Origin of the sequence: Jannaschia formosa, assembly GCF_003340555.1 — a bacterium.
In the GTDB taxonomy this organism is placed as follows: domain Bacteria; phylum Pseudomonadota; class Alphaproteobacteria; order Rhodobacterales; family Rhodobacteraceae; genus Jannaschia; species Jannaschia formosa.
The window spans coordinates 99737-116811 of the sequence record NZ_QPLJ01000007.1; the positions used below are offsets into that span (position 1 = coordinate 99737).

Below are 17075 nucleotides of genomic sequence, written 5' to 3' on the forward strand. Positions count from 1 at the left end.
GATCGCCTTCAGGAAATCTGATTTGACGCGGCGCGGGCGGGCGGGAATGTCTTCCGCCGAGGAGACCGCCATGACCGACGCCCGGACCGCTTCCACCCCGCTCATCACCCCCGTCCTGATCGGCGGCTGCATCGTCCTGATGATCGGCTTCGCCATCCGCGCCAGCTTCGGCGTGTTCCAGATTCCCATCGCGGAGGAGTTCGGCTGGCTCCGGGCCGAGTTCTCCCTGGCCATCGCCATCCAGAACCTAGCCTGGGGCATCGGCCAGCCGATCTTCGGCGCCATCGCCGACCGCTTCGGGGACCGTAAGGCCATCGTGCTGGGCGTTCTGTGCTATGCGGCGGGGCTGGTCGCGTCCTCCTTCGCGGTCACGCCCGGGGCGCATCAGCTGCTTGAGATCCTCGTGGGCTTCGGAATCGCCGGCATGGGCTTCGGCGTGATCCTCGCCGTGGTGGGCCGCGCCGCCTCGGACGAGAACCGCTCGATGGCGCTGGGCGTGGCGACTGCGGCGGGCTCGCTGGGGCAGGTCTTCGGCGCGCCCCTGGCCGAGGCGCTGCTGGCCGTCTATTCCTGGCAGCAGGTCTTCGTGATCTTCGCGGGGATCGTCGGCCTGTCGCTCTTCGCGCTGCCGATGATGCGCGCGCCGGTCGCGTCGAAGCCCCAGATCGCCGAGGCGATGGGACCGATCCTAGCCCGCGCGATCCGCGATCCGTCCTTCGGGCTGATCTTCATCGGCTTCTTCTCCTGCGGGTATCAGCTGGGCTTCATCACCGCCCACTTCCCCGCGATGGTGACCGAGATGTGCGGCCCGATCGACCCGAACGGCGTGCTGTATTCGCTGGGGATCACCTCGACCTCGGCGCTGGGCGCCATCGCCATCGCGCTGATCGGTGCGGCGAACGTGGCCGGAACGCTCTATGCCGGGTGGCTGGGCAAGCGCTACAGCCGCAAGAAGCTGCTGGCGGGCATCTATCTTGGCCGGACGGTCGCCGCCGCGCTGTTCATCGCCATGCCGATCACGCCGACCAGCGTGATCCTGTTCTCGGTGGCGATGGGCGCGCTGTGGCTGGCCACGGTGCCGCTGACCAGCGGTCTGGTCGGCTATATCTACGGGCTGCGCTACATGGCCACGCTCTACGGGCTCGTGTTCTTCAGCCACCAGCTCGGCTCGTTTCTCGGCGTCTGGCTGGGCGGATCGCTCTACGACACGACCGGCAGCTATGTCGCGGTCTGGTGGATCGGGGTGGGGGTCGGGCTGCTGTCGGCCATCGTTCATCTGCCGATCCGGGAGGTGCCTCTCGACCGTCGCACAACCTCAGGGGTTGTTCCCGCGTGATCCTGGGTCATGATCGGGAAACCTGACAGGAGGACTTCCGATGCGTATCCTACTCGCAATCAGCCTCGCGGCCTCGTCCGCGCTGCCTCTCGCGGCGCTGGCGCAGACGGCCGCCGACGCGGTCGCCCCCGAGGCCGCGACCGGCCTCGCCCCCGAGGCGCCCGCCCCCGTCACCTCGGATGACTGGATGGTCGCCGCCGCCAACCCGCTGGCCGCCGAGGCGGGCGCCCGCGTCCTGCGCGAGGGCGGCACGGCCGCCGACGCCATGGTCGCCGTGCAGGCCGTGCTGGGGCTCGTCGAGCCGCAGAGCTCGGGCCTCGGCGGCGGCGCCTTCCTCGTCTGGTACGACGCGGAAACCGGGGAGCTGACCACGCTCGACGGGCGCGAGACGGCGCCGCTGGCCGCGACGCCGACCCTGTTCCAGGTCGACGGGGAGCCGATGGGCTTCTTCGACGCCGTCGTCGGCGGCCTGTCGGTCGGCACGCCCGGCACGCCCGCGCTGATGGAGGCGGCGCATCGCCGCTGGGGCCGCGCCAACTGGGGCAGCCTGTTCGAGGAGGCCATCGCCCATGCGGAGGACGGGTTCGAGGTCTCGCCCCGGCTCGCCACGCTGGTCGCGGACGACATGGACCGGCTGACCGTCAGCCAGGCCACCGCCGACTATTTCTATCCGAACGGTGAGCCCATCGCAGAAGGCTCCACGCTGGTGAACCAGGCCTATGCCGACACGCTGCGCGCCCTCGCCGCCGAGGGGGCCGAGGCCTTCTATACCGGCGAGATCGCCGAAGGCATCGTCGCCACCGTGCGGGGCGCGGCCAAACCGGGCCTTCTGTCGATGGAGGACCTCGCCCTCTACGACGTGGTCGAGCGCGACGCGGTCTGCGCCGCCTATCGCGGGGCGGAGGTCTGCGGCATGGGCCCGCCCTCGTCGGGTGCGCTGACCGTGGGCCAGATCCTCGGCCTGATCGAGCCCTACGACATCCCCGGGATGGGCCCCGACAGCCCCGAGGCCTGGCGCCTGATCGGCGACGCCTCGCGCCTCGCCTTCGCCGACCGGGGCCGCTACATGGCCGACAGCGATTTCGTGCCGATGCCCACCGATGGCCTCGTCGACCCGGCCTACCTGGCGGAGCGCGCGCGACTGCTCGAAGGGGACGACGCCCTGCCCGAGGTCTCGCCCGGCTCGCCGCCCTGGGATCACGCGATGCTGCTTGCCGACGACCGGAGCCTCGAGCTGCCCTCCACCTCGCACATCTCCATCGTCGATGCGGAAGGCAACGCGCTCTCCATGACGACGACCATCGAGAACGGCTTCGGCTCGCGGCTGTTCACGCCCGGCGGCTTCCTCCTGAACAACGAGCTGACCGACTTCTCGTTCAGCACCCATGACGAGGGCGTGCCCATCGCCAACCGGGTGGAGCCGGGCAAGCGGCCCCGGTCCTCGATGGCGCCGACCATCGTGATGCGCGACGGCGCGCCCGTGCTGGTCGTGGGTTCCCCCGGCGGGTCGCGGATCATCGGCTACGTCGCGAAGACCATCGTCGCGCACATGGACTGGGGGATGGACGTGCAGCAGGCTGTCGCCCTGCCGCATCTGGTCAACCGCTTCGGGACCTACGACCTGGAGGCGGGCACGGCGGCCGAGGCGCTCGCCGGGCCGCTGGGCGAGATGGGGTTCGAGACGAACGTCACCGACCTGACCTCCGGCCTGCACGCGATCGCGCTGAGCGAGGACGGGCTGACCGGCGGGGCGGACCCGCGCCGCGAAGGCGTGGCCATCGGCGACTGAGGGCAAGCGGGGGACTTCGGTCCCCCGCACCCCCTTTGGAATATCCCGGGAGTATTTTCGTCCCTTGGAAGGAGGCTACGGCGCCCCGCAGTCTTCTTCCCCGCGCAGGCAGGCGAGCGCCTCGTCCAGCGCCTCGGGCGTCGCCGTCAGGGCGAATTGGGGGCAGGGGCCTTCCAGCAGGACATAGGTGTCGCCGCGCTTTTCGAGGAAAAGCAGCACCTCGCCTTCCGGCACGCCGCCGCACCAGGGGCCCGCGCAATAGGTCTCGACCTGCACCGGCACTGAGATCGGGCGGTCGAAGCCGCTCAGCGAGGCGAGATGGCCGTCGAGCCGCGCGCGTTGGACCGAGGATACCTGCAGCGACTCCCTCGGAACCGGCCTGGCCGTGCCGGGAAGCGGTGTCATCCGCCCGGTCGCGAGGACGTAGGTCAGCGGGCTTTCCTGCGCATGGCCGAAGCTGGAGGCGACCGAGGGCTGCAGGCAGGACAGGGCGGCGGCGGGCTGGGCGAGGGTGGCCGCCATGAGGGCGGCGAGGATCGTGCGCATGAGGTCTCTCCGGATTGCAGGCGCCCCGAGGATAGGGCGGCCCGGCGCCGTCATGCGATGACGCGACCTTGTCAGAGCAGGCCGAACCGCGTCAGCACCGCCCGGTAGATGTCGCGCTTGAAGGGAACGATGGCGTTCAGGATGTCGGTCGCCGGCATCCAGGCCCAGCGGGAGAATTCGCGCTCGTGGTAGTCGAGGTCGACCGCCTCGTCCGGCCCGTCGTAGCGCATCAGGAACCAGTCCTGCATCTGCCCCCGGTAGCGGCCCTTCCACATCCGGCCCACCAGCTCGGGCGGCAGGTCGTAGGGAAGGGGCGCGTCGAGCCGGTCGATGAGTTCGACGGAGGCGGCAGGCAGGCCCGTCTCCTCCGTCAGCTCCCGCCAGGCGGCGGCCTCGGGCGACTCGCCCGGGTCGATGCCACCCTGGGGCATCTGCCAGGCGCCGGGGAAGTCGAGACGTTCCCCGGCCCAGATCAGCCCGTCCGGGTTCAGCAGGCAGACCCCGGCGCAGGGCCGGTAGGGCAGCGCCGCGATCTTGTCCGGGGTCACGTCGTCAGCCCTTGTCGCCGTCCCGGGCCCGCTCCCGCTCGATGGCCGAGAGGCCCTTCAGGATGTCGATGGCATAGGCGAGCTGGTAGTCCTCGTCCCGCAGCCGGGCGACCTCCTCGGCCTGCTCCTGCTCCAGCCGGATCTGCTCCTGCTGGTCCTCGGTCAGGCTGTCGTTCGTCAGCGAACCGCGCAGGTTGCGCTCGGTCCGGCGCAGGGCCGCGGACGGGGTCTCCTCCTCGGTCGCGCCCTCGGCCTCGGCCTCGGGATCCCGGGGCGGCTGGACCACCACGATGTCGGGAGAGATGCCGAGCGCCTGGATCGAGCGGCCCGACGGCGTGTAGTAGCGCGAGGTCGTCAGGCGGATCGCGCCGTCGCCCTGCACCGGCATGATCGTCTGGACGGAACCCTTGCCGAAGCTCTTGGTGCCCACGACCACCGCGCGGCGATGGTCCTGCAGCGCACCCGCGACGATCTCGGAGGCGGAGGCCGAGCCGCCGTTGATCAGCACGACCATCGGCAGGCCCTCGATCGCGTCGCCGGGCTTCGCGCCGAAACGGTCGCCGTCGACCACGTCGCGGCCGCGGGTCGAGACGATCTCGCCCTGCTCCAGGAAGAAGTCGGCAAGATCGACGCCGGCGTTGAGCAGGCCGCCGGGGTTGTTGCGCAGGTCGAGCACGACGCCGTTGATCGCGTCGAGTCCGCCCATTTCCTCCAGCACCTCGTCGAGCCCCGTCTGGACGTTCGGCATGGTCTGGTCGTTGAAGGTCGAGACGCGGACGACGACGCTGTCACCCTGCTGGCGGACGCGGGCCGCGGTCAGCTTGATCGTGTCACGGGTGATCGCGATGTCGATGGGCTCTTCCAGCCCCTCGCGGACGACGGTGATCAGGATCTCGGAGCCGATCGGCCCACGCATCATCTCGACCGCCTCTTCCAGGGTCAAGCCCAGCAGGCTCTCGCCATCGACGGCGGTGATGAAGTCGCCCGCCTCGACGCCCGCCTCGAAGGCGGGGGTGCCGTCCATGGGCGTGATGACCTTGACGTAGCCTTCCTCCTGCGTGACCTCGATGCCGAGGCCGCCGAACTCGCCGCGGGTGTCGACCTGCATGTCCTCGAAGTCGCGCGGCGGCAGGTAGGAGCTGTGCGGGTCGAGCGAGGTCAGCATGCCGTTGATCGCGGCCTCGATCAGCTCGCCCTCGTCGACCTCCTCGACATACTGGTTGCGGATGCGCTCGAACACGATGCCGAACAGGTCGAGCTGTTCGTAGACCGACGCCTGCCGCGCCTCCTGGGCGAGCAGAGGACCCGCGACCTGCGTGGTCGCGAGGATGCCGGCGACGACGCCGCCGGTGGCGGCCAAGGCGAACTTTCTCATGTCTCTTCCCTACTCCAAGGCGAACCATTCGGACGGGTCCGCGGGCGTGCCGCCCTCTCTGACGTCCACATAAAGCGTCTTCCGCCGGGATGCGCCAGCACCTGCGGCACCGTCGCGCAGGGCCTCCGCGGCGCCGGGCGGTCCGTCGCCCATCGCCGCCAGCCGCGCCCCGGCGGGTACGACCTGTCCCGCCGATACATAGACCTTCGCCATCCCGGCGAAAACCAGAAGCACGCCCGGCCGGGGCTCCAGCAGGATCACGAGATCGTAATCGAGCAGCGGGCCGGCATAGCGGATCGTGCCGCCGGCGGGGGCCGTGACCTCGGCGCCGGGCGCGGTGGCCAGGATCGCGCCGGGGCGGCGGATGCCCGCGGCATCGGCCTCGCCCGGGCCGCGCAGCAGCGTGCCCTCGACCGGCAAGGGCAGCGGCAGGGCAAGCGGCGCGGCGTCGGCCTCGGGCAATTGGGCGAAGCTGCGCGAAACCTCCTCCAGCGTGTCGATCCGGGCGCGCAGCGCGTCGAGATCGGCGCGCCGGTCGGGCAGCTCGGTCCGGTCGGCCATGGCCTGCGAGACGGCGAGCCGGGCCTGCTGGATGCCGTCGAGCCCCGCGCGCAGCTCGGCCGCGGCGCTTTCCTCGACCTCGCGGATCGCGTCGAGCACGGCGAGGTCGCGGCGCAGCGCTTCGGCCTCGGCGCGCAGCGCGGGGGCCGCGTCGGTCAGCATCATCGCCGCACGGGCGGCCCCGCGTCCGCCGGAGGGATGCAGCAGAAGCCGCGCCTCGGGGTCCTGGCCAACCGCTGCCAGCACGCCCAGAAGGCGCGCGACCTCCTCCTCGCGGGCGGCGAGATCGGCGGTCAGCGCCCGCTCCTGCGCGGCGACCTGGCGCAAGCCGTCGCGCAGCGCGGCAAGCCCCTGCTCGTAGCCCCGCACCACCTCGGTCAGGGCGGCGACCCGGTCCGAGGCGCCGCGCGCCGCCTCCAGCCGCACGGCCGCGTCGGCCAGCATCGCGGCGGCGCGGCGTGCGGTCTCGGCGCCGTCCTGCGCGGCGGCGGGCGTCGCCAGCGCCATCAGGAGGAGCGCGCGCCGGATCATGCGATCAGACTCTGCCCCGTCATCTCCGCGGGCGGCTCGATCCCCATCAGCGCAAACAGCGTCGGCGCAAGGTCGGCAAGCCGGCCGTCGCGCAAGGTCGCCCCCTTCGGCCCGCCCCAGAGGATCACCGGGACGGGGTTCAGCGTGTGCGCCGTGTGCGGCTTGCCCGTCTCGGGATCGACCATGGTCTCGCAATTGCCGTGGTCGGCGCAGATCAGCAGCGCGCCATCGGTGCCTTCCAGCGCGTCGAGCACCGCGCCGAGCCCCGCATCCACGGCCTCGCAGGCGGCGGCGGCGGCCTTCAGGTCGCCGGTATGGCCGACCATGTCCGGGTTGGCGTAGTTCACCACGATCAGGTCGTAGCCCTTGCCGATGGCTTCGACGAAGCGCTCGGTCACTTCGCCCGCCGACATCTCGGGCTGCAGGTCGTAGGTCGCCACGTCGGGCGATTTCGGCATGTAGCGGTCCTCGCCCGGCTCCGGCTCTTCCTTGCCGCCGTTGAGGAAGAAAGTGACGTGAGGGTACTTCTCGGTCTCGGCCAGGTGGAACTGCGTCAGCCCCTTGCCGGCAACCCAGTGGCCCAGCGTGTTCTCGACCGGTTCCTTCGGGAAGACGCTGGTCATGTAGGCATCGTGCTTCGTCGAATAGTCGACCATCCCCAGCATGTGCAGGGTCGGGCGCTTGCCGGTGGCGAACCCGTCGAAATCCGGGTCGGCCAGGGCGGCCAGGATCTCGCGCGCGCGGTCAGCGCGGAAGTTGAGGCAGAAGACGCCGTCACCGTCCTGCATCCCCTCGTAGTCGCCGATGACGGTCGGCTGGATGAACTCGTCGCTCTCGTCCCGGTCGCGGGCGGCGGCGATGGCGGCGGCGGGGTCGGCGACCGCCTCGCCCTCGCCCCAGACCATCGCGGCCCAGGCGCGCTGCACCCGGTCCCAGCGGTTGTCGCGGTCCATCGCGAAGTAGCGGCCCGTGACGGTGGCGACGGTCACGCCCTCGGGAAGCTCGGCCATGAGGTTGCGCACGAAGCCCTCGGCCGAGCGGGGTGAGACATCGCGCCCGTCGGTGATGGCGTGAAGCGCGACGGGAACGCCTTCGCGTGCGACGGCGCGGCAAGCGGCGATGACATGGGCGAGATGCCCGTGCACCCCGCCATCCGACATCACGCCCATGAGGTGCGCGGTGCCGCCGCTCTCCTTCAGCTTGGCGATCCAGTCGGTCAGCGCGGTGCGTTTCTCGAATTCGCCGGTCTCTATGGCGTGGTCGATCAGGCCGAGATCCATGCGGACGACGCGACCCGCGCCGATATTCATGTGCCCGACCTCGGAATTGCCCATCTGCCCCTCGGGCAGGCCGACATCGGGGCCGAAGGTGGTCAGCGTGGCGTGGGGGCATTCGGCCATCAGGCGGTCGAAATTGGGCGTGTCCGCGACGTCGGGGGCCGATTGCTCGGGCCGGTCGGAAATTCCCCAACCATCGAGGATGCACAGGATCACGGGTTTCTTCTGCATGGGCGCCTCCGCTGGTCCGGCCCCTTCTAGGGCGGTCTCACGCGCGATGGTAGGGCGACCCGGCCAAGATCGAGGCCGCGCGGTAGAGCTGCTCGGCCAGCATGACGCGGACCAGCATGTGCGGCCAGACCATCGCGCCGAAGCTGATCTGCAGGTCGGCGCGGGCGCGCAGCTCGGCGGTCAGCCCGTCGGCGCCGCCGATGACGAAGGCGACGTCGCGGGCCGCGTCGCGCCAGCCGCCCAGCCGGTCGGCAAAATCCGGCGAGTTGATCGTCGCGCCCCGCTCGTCCAGCAGCACGAGGGTGGCGCCCTCGGGCAGGGCGCGCGCGATGGCCTCGGCCTCGCCGCCCTGTCCCCGGCCCTCGACCTCGGCCAGGGTCACCGGCGGCAGGCCCAGTCCGCGCCCGACCTTCGCGAAGCGGGCGAGGTAGTCGTCGACCAGCTCCCGCTCCGGCCCGCGCCTGAGGCGGCCGACCGCAACGAGCGTCAGGCGCACCCTAGTTCGGGCGCTTCGGGGCCTGCTCGGGGTCCTGCCACATCTTCTCGATCTGGTAGAACTCGCGCACTTCGGGGCGGAAGACGTGGACGATCACGTCGCCCGCATCCACGAGCACCCAGTCGCCCTGGTCCTTGCCCTCGGTCCGCGCGGCCTGGCCCAGGATGGGCTTGAGCCGTTCGGACAGCTTCTCGGCGATGGACGTCACCTGCCGGGTCGAGCGCCCGGAGCAGACCACCATCCAGTCCGCGACCGAGGACTTGCCACGCAGGTCGATCTGCGCGACGTCTTCGGCCTTGTCGTCATCGAGGGATTGAAGGACGAGTTGCAGGATCTCGTCGCTGCGCCCGGCCTGGGCGCGGAGATTGGTCGTATTGGCCTCCTGGGCCAGCAGGGTGTCGGCGGTCAGCGTCCGATCCTCCGGTTTGGGCGGGCCATGCGGCCCTTGGAAAAGCGTAGCACCGGGGTCATGGCCGGGCAATCGCGTCCCTTTCAGATAGGGTGGCCGCCTGTGGCATTCAAACAGCGGAAAATGGCCGAGTGACGGCGCGGCGCCGCGTGGCTAGGCTCCGCCGCGACTCGCCTATGTCAGGAAGCCGCTTGCCCGCCGCCCCGCCCCCTTCGGACCTGCACGTGGCCCAGTTCGGCCTGTGCTATTCTCCCAATCTCGGGGACGGCGTGATCGCCGAATGCCTGGGCCACGGGCTGCGCGCGCGCCGGCCGGGCGTCGAGGTGACGCATGTCGACATCGCCGGACGGCAGGACTTCGGGCATGTCACGATCCGGGGGCGCCGGCTGATGCTGGCGGCGCTGCACCTGCTGCCGCAGGCGCTGCGCCAGCCCCTGGCGGAGCGGAAGCTGAACCGCATCGTCGACGGCGTGGCCCCGGAATGGCGCGCGGCGGCGCGCGCCGACCTGGCCGTGATTGGCGGCGGGCAGGTGCTGTCGGACGCCAACCTGAACTTCCCGGTCAAGATCGGCCGCGCCGCGCGGATGATCGCCGAGGCGGGGACTCCGGTCGCGATCCATGCGGCGGGCGTGTCGCGCAACTGGACGCCGCGCGGGCGGGACCTGTTCCAGGCGCTCGCCGCCTGCGACCTGCGCCTGGTCGGCACGCGCGACGCGGCCTCGGCCGAGGCGTGGTCGGCGCAGTTCGAGGGCGGCCCTGCGCCCGAGATCGTGCTCGATCCGGGCCTTCTCGCCGCCGATTGCTACGGGCCTGTCGCGGCGGAGGTCGGGCTGGTCGGGCTCTGCGTCACCGATTTCGCCCTGCTCGGCCACCATGCCGACGGCGTGGTCGCGGGGGGCCAGGACGGCGTCCGCTTCTACGAGCGGGTGGCGCGGGCGCTGATCGCGTCGGGCCGCAAGGTCCGGCTCTTCACCAATGGGGCGGCCGAGGACCGGGCGGCGCGGGTCCGGGTCGTCTCGGCGCTGGGCGACGTGGCCGACCGGCTGGACCTGCCCCCGGACGCGGAACGCCCGGCCGAGCTGGTCGCGCAGGTCGCCGGCTGCGAGGTGGTGGTGGCGCACCGGCTCCACGCCTGCATCGTCGCCTATTCCTACGGGCGCGGGATCGTGGGCTTGGGCTGGGACCGCAAGCTGCAATCCTTCTTCGAGACGGTCGGGCGCGAGGACGCCTTCGTCGCCGAGGCCGACAGCCCGGCCAATATCGCGACCCTCGTCCAGGCGGCGCGGCCCGCCGACGACGACCCGCGCCATGCCGAGGTGATCGCGGGCGCCTGGGCCGGGATCGACCGGCTTCTGGCCTGCGTCAGGGACGCCGAAGGGTGAACCGGTAGGCGGTCACGTCGCCGCCGGCCGTCGCGCCGGGGCCGACGGCGATGTCCAGCGTCTCGCCCGCGGAGAGCGCGATCGGCAGGCTTTCGGCCAGCGGGTCGGTCACGATCCGGTCGAGGCGCGTCGCGTCGCCCGCCGTCACCGTCAGCCGCACGCCGTCCGCGCTGCGCCGGGCGGGGGCGAGGCTCAGGTCGAGCGCGAGTTCCATCGCCTCGGGCGCGGTGAAGCGGTGGACGATCTCGACCGGGAAGTCCCCCGACCCGGCGGGCAGCAGCGTCTCGGACAGAAGCCGCACGCCCGGGTCGTCCGGTCGGCCCAGATAGGGCGTCCAGGGCACGCCCGGGCGGCCCTGGCCCGGCATCGTAACCAGCGGCTGCTCTCCGTTCAGGGTGCGGGCGAGGCGGGCGAAGCCGGTGCCCGGGTAGCCGAATTGGAGGAAGCTGTCGGCCACGCGGTCGCTCGGCCCCAGCACCGGATCGGGGCCTAGGACGATCAGCGGGACATCTTCTGACAGGACGGCGGGTGCGGGTTTCCCCTGCGGCGTGACGGCCCGCGCGCCCTGGGGCAGGGTGACGGGCCGGGGCGCCCCCCAGATCACCGTCGCCGCGTCGCCGTAGCGGCAGCCCCGCGCGAAGGCATCCGGCGTGGCGTCCGAAACCGGCAGCCCGGCCAGCCTGTCCTGCACGAACAGGTAGGCGCGGCCCAGGTCGGTCACCTCGCCCTCGCGGGTCAGGACCGGCACGAAGCCGTCGCCGCGCGGATGCAGCGGGTACCAGGCGAGCCGCGTCACCCCGGAGAGCGCGGCCATGCAATGCGCCTTGAGCAGCAGGCCCGGCGCCGCCGCGTCATCGGGCGTCCCGTATTCCGTGATCTCCAGCGGCATCGTCGCCAGCGCAGGCAGGCGCCGCAGCTCGGCCACCTCGGCGGGCAGCATCTCGGGCGGCGTATCGTAGGGGTGGAAGGCGAGCGCATCCATATGCGCGAAGGCCCCGGCCCGGTCCAGCAGCGCGACATAGCCCGTCGGCACCGAATGGAGCCCGCCGCCGAGGATCCGCACCTCGGGGCGCGCCGCGCGGACCTGCCGCGCCACGCTTTCGAGGAGCGCGGTATAGCCCTTCGCCCTCCGCTCCAGCCCTCCCTCCCGCAGGGGGCCGGTGACGAAGTTGGCGGAGTTGACCTCGTTGCCGACCTCGACCGCGTCGATCGACGGGAAGCGGGCGACGGTCTCGGCGGCGTGGCGGCCGAAGGCGGCGATCCCCTCGGGCGTGACCGGTGTCGCGCCGTCCTCCCATGCCGGATGGCCATTGTTGACCGTCAGGCTCATGCGCGGCAGGCGGGCGGGAAAGACGTCGCGGGGACGGCTGAAGTCGAAGCGCCCGTCCGCCCCCTCGACCCGGTCCCAGTAGACCGCGTCGCGGAAGTCGCGAATCCCGGCCTCGACCGCCGCGCGCAGCAGGCCGGAGGGCAGGCCCTGCCCGAAATTGGAGGCCACGGCGAGGTCCGGGCCCCGCATCTCCTGCGCGTCGGCGGCGAGGGCGGAGGCGAGGAAGATGGCAAGGGCCCAACGCATTTCGATCTCCGGTCACCACGAGGTCCGAAAACACTTGCCCAAGGAGGGCGGCTGAGGCCAGCAGGTTCTCATGCAGCTCTTCCCCACCTCGCTTCTGGTCGCGCTTGCGCTGGCCGTGCTTGTCACGCGCGGGCCGCTGCGCGGATTCTGGGCCTTCATGGCCCTGATCCCCTTCGCGGCGACGGCGGCCTTCAACCTGCCCGCGGTGGGCGGGGCATCGATCCTGCTGGCCGATATCGGCGCGATGGCGATGATTGCCTTCCTGCTGGCGCGGCCCGGTGGGCTGGCCGCGGTCGCGGGGACGATGCGGCCGGGCCAGCCGGGCTTCTGGCTCGCGCTGCTGACGCTCTGGGCGATCTTCGCGACGCTGACCCTGCCACGTCTCTTCGCGGGCGAGACGCAGGTCTTCTCGATCGCGCGGGCGGGGAACGAGAACGGCGTCGTGTCCTCGCCGCTCCGTCCCAGCACCGGCAACCTGACGCAGCTTTTCCGGCACCTGCTGGGCGTCAGCATCTTCCTCGCCGCCGCCACCGTCTTCCGCCTGCGGCCCGATCCGGGCACCGTGCTGCGCGCGCTCGCGGTGGCGACCGTGCTGCACGCCGTGCTGGGCGTGGCCGACGTGCTGACCTATCACGCGGGGCTCCAGGCGCTGATGGAGCCGTTCCGGACCGCCAACTACGCGATCCTCTGGAACCACGAGATGATCGGCATCAAGCGGATGATCGGCGGCTTCCCCGAGGCGTCGAGCTTCGGCTACCTGAGCCTCGGCCTGATGGCGGTCTGGCTGCATCTGTGGCTCGAGGGGGTCCGCCGTGTCCTGTCGGGCGCGCTGCTTCTGGTCTCGCTCGGCTGCCTGCTCCACTCGACCTCGTCCTCGGCCTATGTCGGACTGGTGGCGTTCCTGTCGCTCTACGGGACGGTGCGGATCCTGTCGGCGCTGGGGCGTCGGGTGTCGCGGCGCGGCGCCTCGATCGCAGGGATGGCGATCGCGGGCCTGTGGCTCGGGGTCGTGGCGCTCTATGCCGCCTACATCTTCGTCGAGCCGGTTCAGGCCTTCTTCGACCGCGCGCTGTTCGACAAGCTGGAGGGCGCATCGGGGCAGGAGCGGGGCAGTTGGAACGCCCAGGCCCTGGTCAACTTCGCCGACACCTGGGGCCTCGGCGCGGGGCTGGGCAGCGTGCGCGCGTCCAGCTGGATCGTGGCGGTGCTGTCCTCGCTCGGCGTGATCGGCGCGGTGCTCTACGCAGGATTCCTGCGCGGGCTGTTGCTGGGGCAGGGCGCGTGGCGCGGCGGCGACCGGCAGGCAGTGACGGCGGACGCGATGCGCGCGGGCTGCGTGGCGCTGCTGGTCTCGGCGGTGCTGACGCTGCCGACGCCGGACCTGACGCTTGCGTTCTACGCGATGGCTGGCGCCGCGGCGGGGCTCGCCCGGGGTGCGGCGCTGGCGCGCCGGGCAGCCGCGTCGCCACGAAGCCTTCACCCTGCCGCCTGAATTCCCACATGGAAACGGTGTTTGTGGTAATCGTCGGTAATGGAGCCGTTTTGGACATGGTAGAGGGAGTCACCTGGGCGAGTCCGTTGCCTGCGATGCGTGTCATCGGGGGGTTCCCCGCATGAAGACGTTCAAGGGCCGCAGACGCGCGCGCCGCGTCACGCCCGCCCGCCGGGCGCCACGGGAGGTGAGCCGCATGACCCACGAGGTCGCCGATTTCGAACGCGAGGGACTGTCCATGTCCCGCTTCGTCCCCCGGGGCGAGGAGCTGTTCGACGGCATCGACCCGCGCGAGCTTCTGTCCGGAATCTGGGCGGGGCGCTGGATCATCGCGGGCTGCGCGCTGGCCTTCGCGGTCGTGACGTATTTCCTCGTGTCGCAGATGACGCCGGTCTATGGCTCGATGGCCAAGATCCTGCTCGACCCGCGCGAGAGCACCTTCGTCAGCGATGATCAGGTCGTCGGCGATCTCGACCTGTCGAGCGAGGTCGTCGCCTCCGAGATCTCGATCCTGCGCTCCAACGTCCTGCTGGAGGACGTGGTGCGCACGATCCTCGAGACGCGGCCCGACCTGCTGGAAGCCCTGATCCCGTCGAGGCCGAAGGACGCGGGCGGCGGCTGGTTCGGCTTCGGCGCGTCCGAGCCCCCGAGCGAGCTGCAGACCGAGCTGTCCGACGCCGCGCGTGTCGACGCGCTGGTCTGGGCGCTGCGCAAGGCGACCGAGGTCTGGCGCGACGGCGACGCCTACATCATCTCGGTCTATGCCGAGACGCCGGATCCGGTCCTGTCGGCCACCATCGCTGGCACCCTGGTCGAGCGCTACATCGAGCAGCAGGTCGAGGGCCGGCAGGAGACGGCAAGCCAGGCCACCGCGCGCATCGAGGCGCGCATCGCCGACCTGCGCGAGCAGGTCGAGCAGGCCGAGCAGGCCGTCGAGGACTACCGCGCCTCGACCATCGCGACCAACGGCTCTAGCATCGACATCCTGTCGCAGCGGCTGATCTCGCTCAACGACGAGCTGGTGAACGCGCGCATCGAGCGGGTCGCGGCCGAGACCCGGTTCGACGAGATGCAGCGCCTCGTCGAGGCGGGGGGGGGCGTGGCGCTGGCCAACATGGTCACCTCCGACGCCATTGTCGAGCTGAACGCCCGTCGCCTGGAATTGCAGGCGCAGGACGCCGAGTGGACCCGCCAGCAATACCGCGAGGATCACCCCGAGCGCCGCAAGATCCTCGCCCGGCTGCGCGAGGTCGAGCAGAGCATGGAGGTGGAGGTCGCCCGCGCGCTGGACGCCCAGCGCAACGAGGCCCGGATCGCCCGCGTCCGCGAGGAGACCATGGCCGAGGCCCTCGAGGAGGTCGAGGCGGACTACCTGGAGGCATCGCGCTCCACCATCGGGCTGCGCCAGCTGGAGCGCGAGACCGAGGCCGTGCGCGACGTCTACAAGGAGCTTCTGACCCGCGTCGCCGAGACCCGCACACAGGAGAACTTCCAGCTCGCCGACGCCCGCATCATCGAGCGGGCGACCGTCCCCGGCGCGCCCGCCGCGCCCCGGCCCAAGCTGCTGTCGGCGATGGCGCTGGTCGTCGGCGGCGCGCTGGGCTTCGCGATCGTCCTGCTGCGCCGCCTGACCAGCCGCACCTTTCGCGACCTCGACGAGGTGGAGCGGGCGACCGGCCTGCCCGTCGTCACCGTCCTGCCCGAGAGCAAGTTCTCCTCGATGCAGGCCGCCGTCGACGAGATCGTCTGCAACCCGATCGGCCATACCGCCGAGGCGGTGCGCGCCCTGCGCAACCACCTGAACGCCGGCGCGCCCGACGCGCTGAGCCGGTCCATCGCGCTGGTCTCGCCGCTGTCCGGCGATGGCAAGACGACGGCCACGATGCTGCTCGCCCGCCTCGCGGGCCTTGCCGACGAGCATGTCGTCGTCGTCGACATGGACCTGCGCCAGGATACCATCGCGCGGGAGTTCGGGCTGGGCCGCCGCGCGGGGGTGGGCGACCTGCTGCGCGGCGACTGCGCGCTGGACGAGGCGATCCACAGCTCCGACGATCTCGACTTCGACGTCATCACCGCGGGCCGCCCCGGCGCCCGCGCCACCGATGCGCTCCGGATGGGCAGCCTTACCGCGATACTCGACGAATTGAAGGAGACCTACGACGTCGTGCTGGTCAATACGCCCGCCCTGCTGCAGGCCCCCGACGGCGCCGTCATCGCGCGGGCGGTCGATCAATGCGTGCTGCTGGTCCGCTTCGACCAGACCCAGCATTCCGCCGTGCGCCGCTGCATGTCGGTGCTCAACTCGCACGAGGCCCATGTCGAAGGGGTCGTCATGACCCGCGCCGATCTGGAGCATGTGCCCGACGGATACCTGTTCAGCTACGGATATGCGTGACGTTCCGCGCGTCGCGCTGATCCATTACTGGCTGACGGGGATGCGGGGCGGCGAGAAGGTGCTCGAATCGCTCTGCCGGATGTATCCGCAGGCCGACATCTTCACCCATGTGGTCGACCACCCGGCCATCTCGGACACGCTGCGGGCGCATCCGATCCGCCAGACGTGGATCAGCCGCCTGCCCGCCGCGAAACGGCGCTACCAGGCCTATTTGCCGCTGATGCCCCGCGCGCTGGAGGCGCTGGACCTGACCGGCTACGATCTGGTCATCTCGTCCGAGGCGGGTCCGGCGAAGGGCGTGATCGCGCCGCCCGACGCGTACCACCTGTGCTACTGCCACTCGCCGATGCGTTACATCTGGGACCAGTATCACACCTATCGTGACGACACCGGACCGGTGCAGCGCGCCGCGATGTCGGTTTTCGCCCACCGGCTGCGGCAATGGGACGTGACCAGCGCCGCGAGAGTCGACGCCTTCGCTGCGAACTCCAACCACGTCGCCGCGCGGATCGGGAAATACTGGCGCCGGGACGCGACCGTCGTGCATCCGCCCGTCGCCGTCGAGGACTTCGCACCATCGCCCGAGACCGGGGACTTCTACCTCTGGGCCGGAGAGCTGTCGTCCTACAAGCGCCCGGACATGGCGGTGGAGGCATTCAACCGTCTCGGCCTGCCGCTCGTCGTGATCGGCGGGCCTGACCCGACGGTGGAGAGGCTGAAGGCCCGGGCGCGATCCAACGTCACCTTCCTCGGCCGCACCCCGTTCGCGACGCTCAAGGACCATCTCGCCCGCTGCCGCGCCGTGATCTTCCCCGGAGAGGAGGATTTCGGCATCGTTCCGGTGGAAGCCATGGCCTCCGGCCGCCCGGTCATCGCCTATGGGCGCGGTGGCGCGCTCGACACCGTGGTCGATGGCGAGACGGGGCTCCTGTTCCCCGAGCAGTCGGTCGACGCGATGGTCGCCGCCATCGAGCGGTTCGAGGCCGAGCGTCTCTGGGACGTGGACCCGGCGCGGCTTGTCGCCCATGCGCAGGGGTTCTCGGAAGACGCCTTCCGGCGCGGCATCCGCGCCATGCTGCCCGCGGGGCTGGGCTGAGCGTCCGTCTCTATCTCTGGCGGCTGGACCAGTCT

At 71.2% G+C, this 17075-nt stretch carries 14 protein-coding genes; 6 read left to right on the forward strand and 8 right to left on the reverse strand.

The window, feature by feature from the left end:
* The first annotated feature begins 70 nt into the window (after positions 1 to 70).
* Complete coding sequence (locus tag DR046_RS09830) at positions 71 to 1336, forward strand: MFS transporter (protein WP_115382296.1); 1266 nt, start codon at positions 71 to 73, stop codon at positions 1334 to 1336.
* 40 nt (positions 1337 to 1376) lie between these two features.
* Positions 1377 to 3125, forward strand: a complete 1749-nt coding sequence (gene ggt / locus DR046_RS09835; RefSeq protein ID WP_115382203.1) for a gamma-glutamyltransferase — start codon at positions 1377 to 1379, stop codon at positions 3123 to 3125.
* A 75-nt stretch (positions 3126 to 3200) separates the two neighbouring features.
* Here the strand turns inward: ggt and DR046_RS09840 are convergent, their stop codons facing one another.
* From DR046_RS09840 to rsfS, 7 genes are all read right to left on the reverse strand, one after another.
* Positions 3201 to 3671, reverse strand: a complete 471-nt coding sequence (locus DR046_RS09840; RefSeq protein ID WP_115382204.1) for a hypothetical protein — start codon at positions 3669 to 3671, stop codon at positions 3201 to 3203.
* 71 nt (positions 3672 to 3742) lie between these two features.
* Positions 3743 to 4219, reverse strand: a complete 477-nt coding sequence (locus tag DR046_RS09845) for an RNA pyrophosphohydrolase (protein WP_115382205.1) — start codon at positions 4217 to 4219, stop codon at positions 3743 to 3745.
* Between the two features lie 4 nt (positions 4220 to 4223).
* Positions 4224 to 5594: a S41 family peptidase gene (locus tag DR046_RS09850; protein WP_115382206.1), complete on the reverse strand. Its 1371-nt coding sequence runs from the start codon at positions 5592 to 5594 to the stop codon at positions 4224 to 4226.
* A gap of 9 nt (positions 5595 to 5603) precedes the next feature.
* Positions 5604 to 6686: a murein hydrolase activator EnvC family protein gene (locus tag DR046_RS09855; protein ID WP_115382207.1), complete on the reverse strand. Its 1083-nt coding sequence runs from the start codon at positions 6684 to 6686 to the stop codon at positions 5604 to 5606.
* Positions 6683 to 8194: a 2,3-bisphosphoglycerate-independent phosphoglycerate mutase gene (gene gpmI / locus DR046_RS09860; RefSeq protein WP_115382208.1), complete on the reverse strand. Its 1512-nt coding sequence runs from the start codon at positions 8192 to 8194 to the stop codon at positions 6683 to 6685. The genes DR046_RS09855 and gpmI overlap by 4 nt, the downstream gene beginning before the upstream one ends.
* Positions 8195 to 8231: 37 nt before the next feature.
* Entirely contained in the window at positions 8232 to 8690 is a 459-nt protein-coding gene (gene rlmH / locus DR046_RS09865; RefSeq protein ID WP_115382209.1) for a 23S rRNA (pseudouridine(1915)-N(3))-methyltransferase RlmH, read from the reverse strand.
* Between the two features lies 1 nt (position 8691).
* The gene (rsfS, locus tag DR046_RS09870) at positions 8692 to 9171 is read right to left on the reverse strand and encodes a ribosome silencing factor (RefSeq protein WP_370816004.1); all 480 of its coding nucleotides are present in this window, start codon (positions 9169 to 9171) and stop codon (positions 8692 to 8694) included.
* Positions 9172 to 9323: 152 nt separating this feature from the next.
* Here rsfS and DR046_RS09875 point away from each other — a divergent pair, with 152 nt between their 5' ends.
* Positions 9324 to 10481: a polysaccharide pyruvyl transferase family protein gene (locus tag DR046_RS09875; RefSeq protein ID WP_167767041.1), complete on the forward strand. Its 1158-nt coding sequence runs from the start codon at positions 9324 to 9326 to the stop codon at positions 10479 to 10481.
* Here DR046_RS09875 and DR046_RS09880 read toward each other — a convergent pair.
* Positions 10462 to 12057 (reverse strand): hypothetical protein, encoded by a 1596-nt coding sequence (locus DR046_RS09880; RefSeq protein ID WP_115382211.1) that lies wholly within the window; start codon positions 12055 to 12057, stop codon positions 10462 to 10464. The two genes, DR046_RS09875 and DR046_RS09880, sit on opposite strands and share 20 nt — an antisense overlap.
* A gap of 70 nt (positions 12058 to 12127) precedes the next feature.
* On the opposite strand from DR046_RS09880, the gene DR046_RS09885 reads away from it, so the two are divergent.
* The 3 genes from DR046_RS09885 (at position 12128) to DR046_RS09895 (ending at position 17040) form a co-directional block, all read left to right on the forward strand.
* Positions 12128 to 13549 carry a hypothetical protein gene (locus DR046_RS09885; RefSeq protein WP_115382212.1) on the forward strand — a complete coding sequence of 474 codons (1422 nt, stop codon included), beginning with the start codon at positions 12128 to 12130 and terminating at the stop codon, positions 13547 to 13549.
* Positions 13550 to 13745: 196 nt separating this feature from the next.
* Positions 13746 to 15944, forward strand: a complete 2199-nt coding sequence (locus DR046_RS09890; protein WP_167767043.1) for a GumC family protein — start codon at positions 13746 to 13748, stop codon at positions 15942 to 15944.
* Positions 15937 to 17040 carry a glycosyltransferase gene (locus DR046_RS09895; protein WP_115382214.1) on the forward strand — a complete coding sequence of 368 codons (1104 nt, stop codon included), beginning with the start codon at positions 15937 to 15939 and terminating at the stop codon, positions 17038 to 17040. The genes DR046_RS09890 and DR046_RS09895 overlap by 8 nt, the downstream gene beginning before the upstream one ends.
* Positions 17041 to 17075 lie beyond the last annotated feature (35 nt).

What these genes read in the sequence shown, in the direction of transcription:
- DR046_RS09830 (WP_115382296.1), top strand. Translation starts at nt 71, where the DNA reads ATGACCGACGCCCGGACCGCTTCCACCCCGCTCATCACCCCCGTCCTG.
- ggt (WP_115382203.1), top strand. Translation starts at nt 1,377, where the DNA reads ATGCGTATCCTACTCGCAATCAGCCTCGCGGCCTCGTCCGCGCTGCCT.
- DR046_RS09840 (WP_115382204.1), bottom strand. Translation starts at nt 3,671, where the DNA reads ATGCGCACGATCCTCGCCGCCCTCATGGCGGCCACCCTCGCCCAGCCC.
- DR046_RS09850 (WP_115382206.1), bottom strand. Translation starts at nt 5,594, where the DNA reads ATGAGAAAGTTCGCCTTGGCCGCCACCGGCGGCGTCGTCGCCGGCATC.
- DR046_RS09855 (WP_115382207.1), bottom strand. Translation starts at nt 6,686, where the DNA reads ATGATCCGGCGCGCGCTCCTCCTGATGGCGCTGGCGACGCCCGCCGCC.
- gpmI (WP_115382208.1), bottom strand. Translation starts at nt 8,194, where the DNA reads ATGCAGAAGAAACCCGTGATCCTGTGCATCCTCGATGGTTGGGGAATT.
- DR046_RS09880 (WP_115382211.1), bottom strand. Translation starts at nt 12,057, where the DNA reads ATGCGTTGGGCCCTTGCCATCTTCCTCGCCTCCGCCCTCGCCGCCGAC.
- DR046_RS09885 (WP_115382212.1), top strand. Translation starts at nt 12,128, where the DNA reads ATGCAGCTCTTCCCCACCTCGCTTCTGGTCGCGCTTGCGCTGGCCGTG.
- DR046_RS09890 (WP_167767043.1), top strand. Translation starts at nt 13,746, where the DNA reads ATGACCCACGAGGTCGCCGATTTCGAACGCGAGGGACTGTCCATGTCC.
- DR046_RS09895 (WP_115382214.1), top strand. Translation starts at nt 15,937, where the DNA reads ATGCGTGACGTTCCGCGCGTCGCGCTGATCCATTACTGGCTGACGGGG.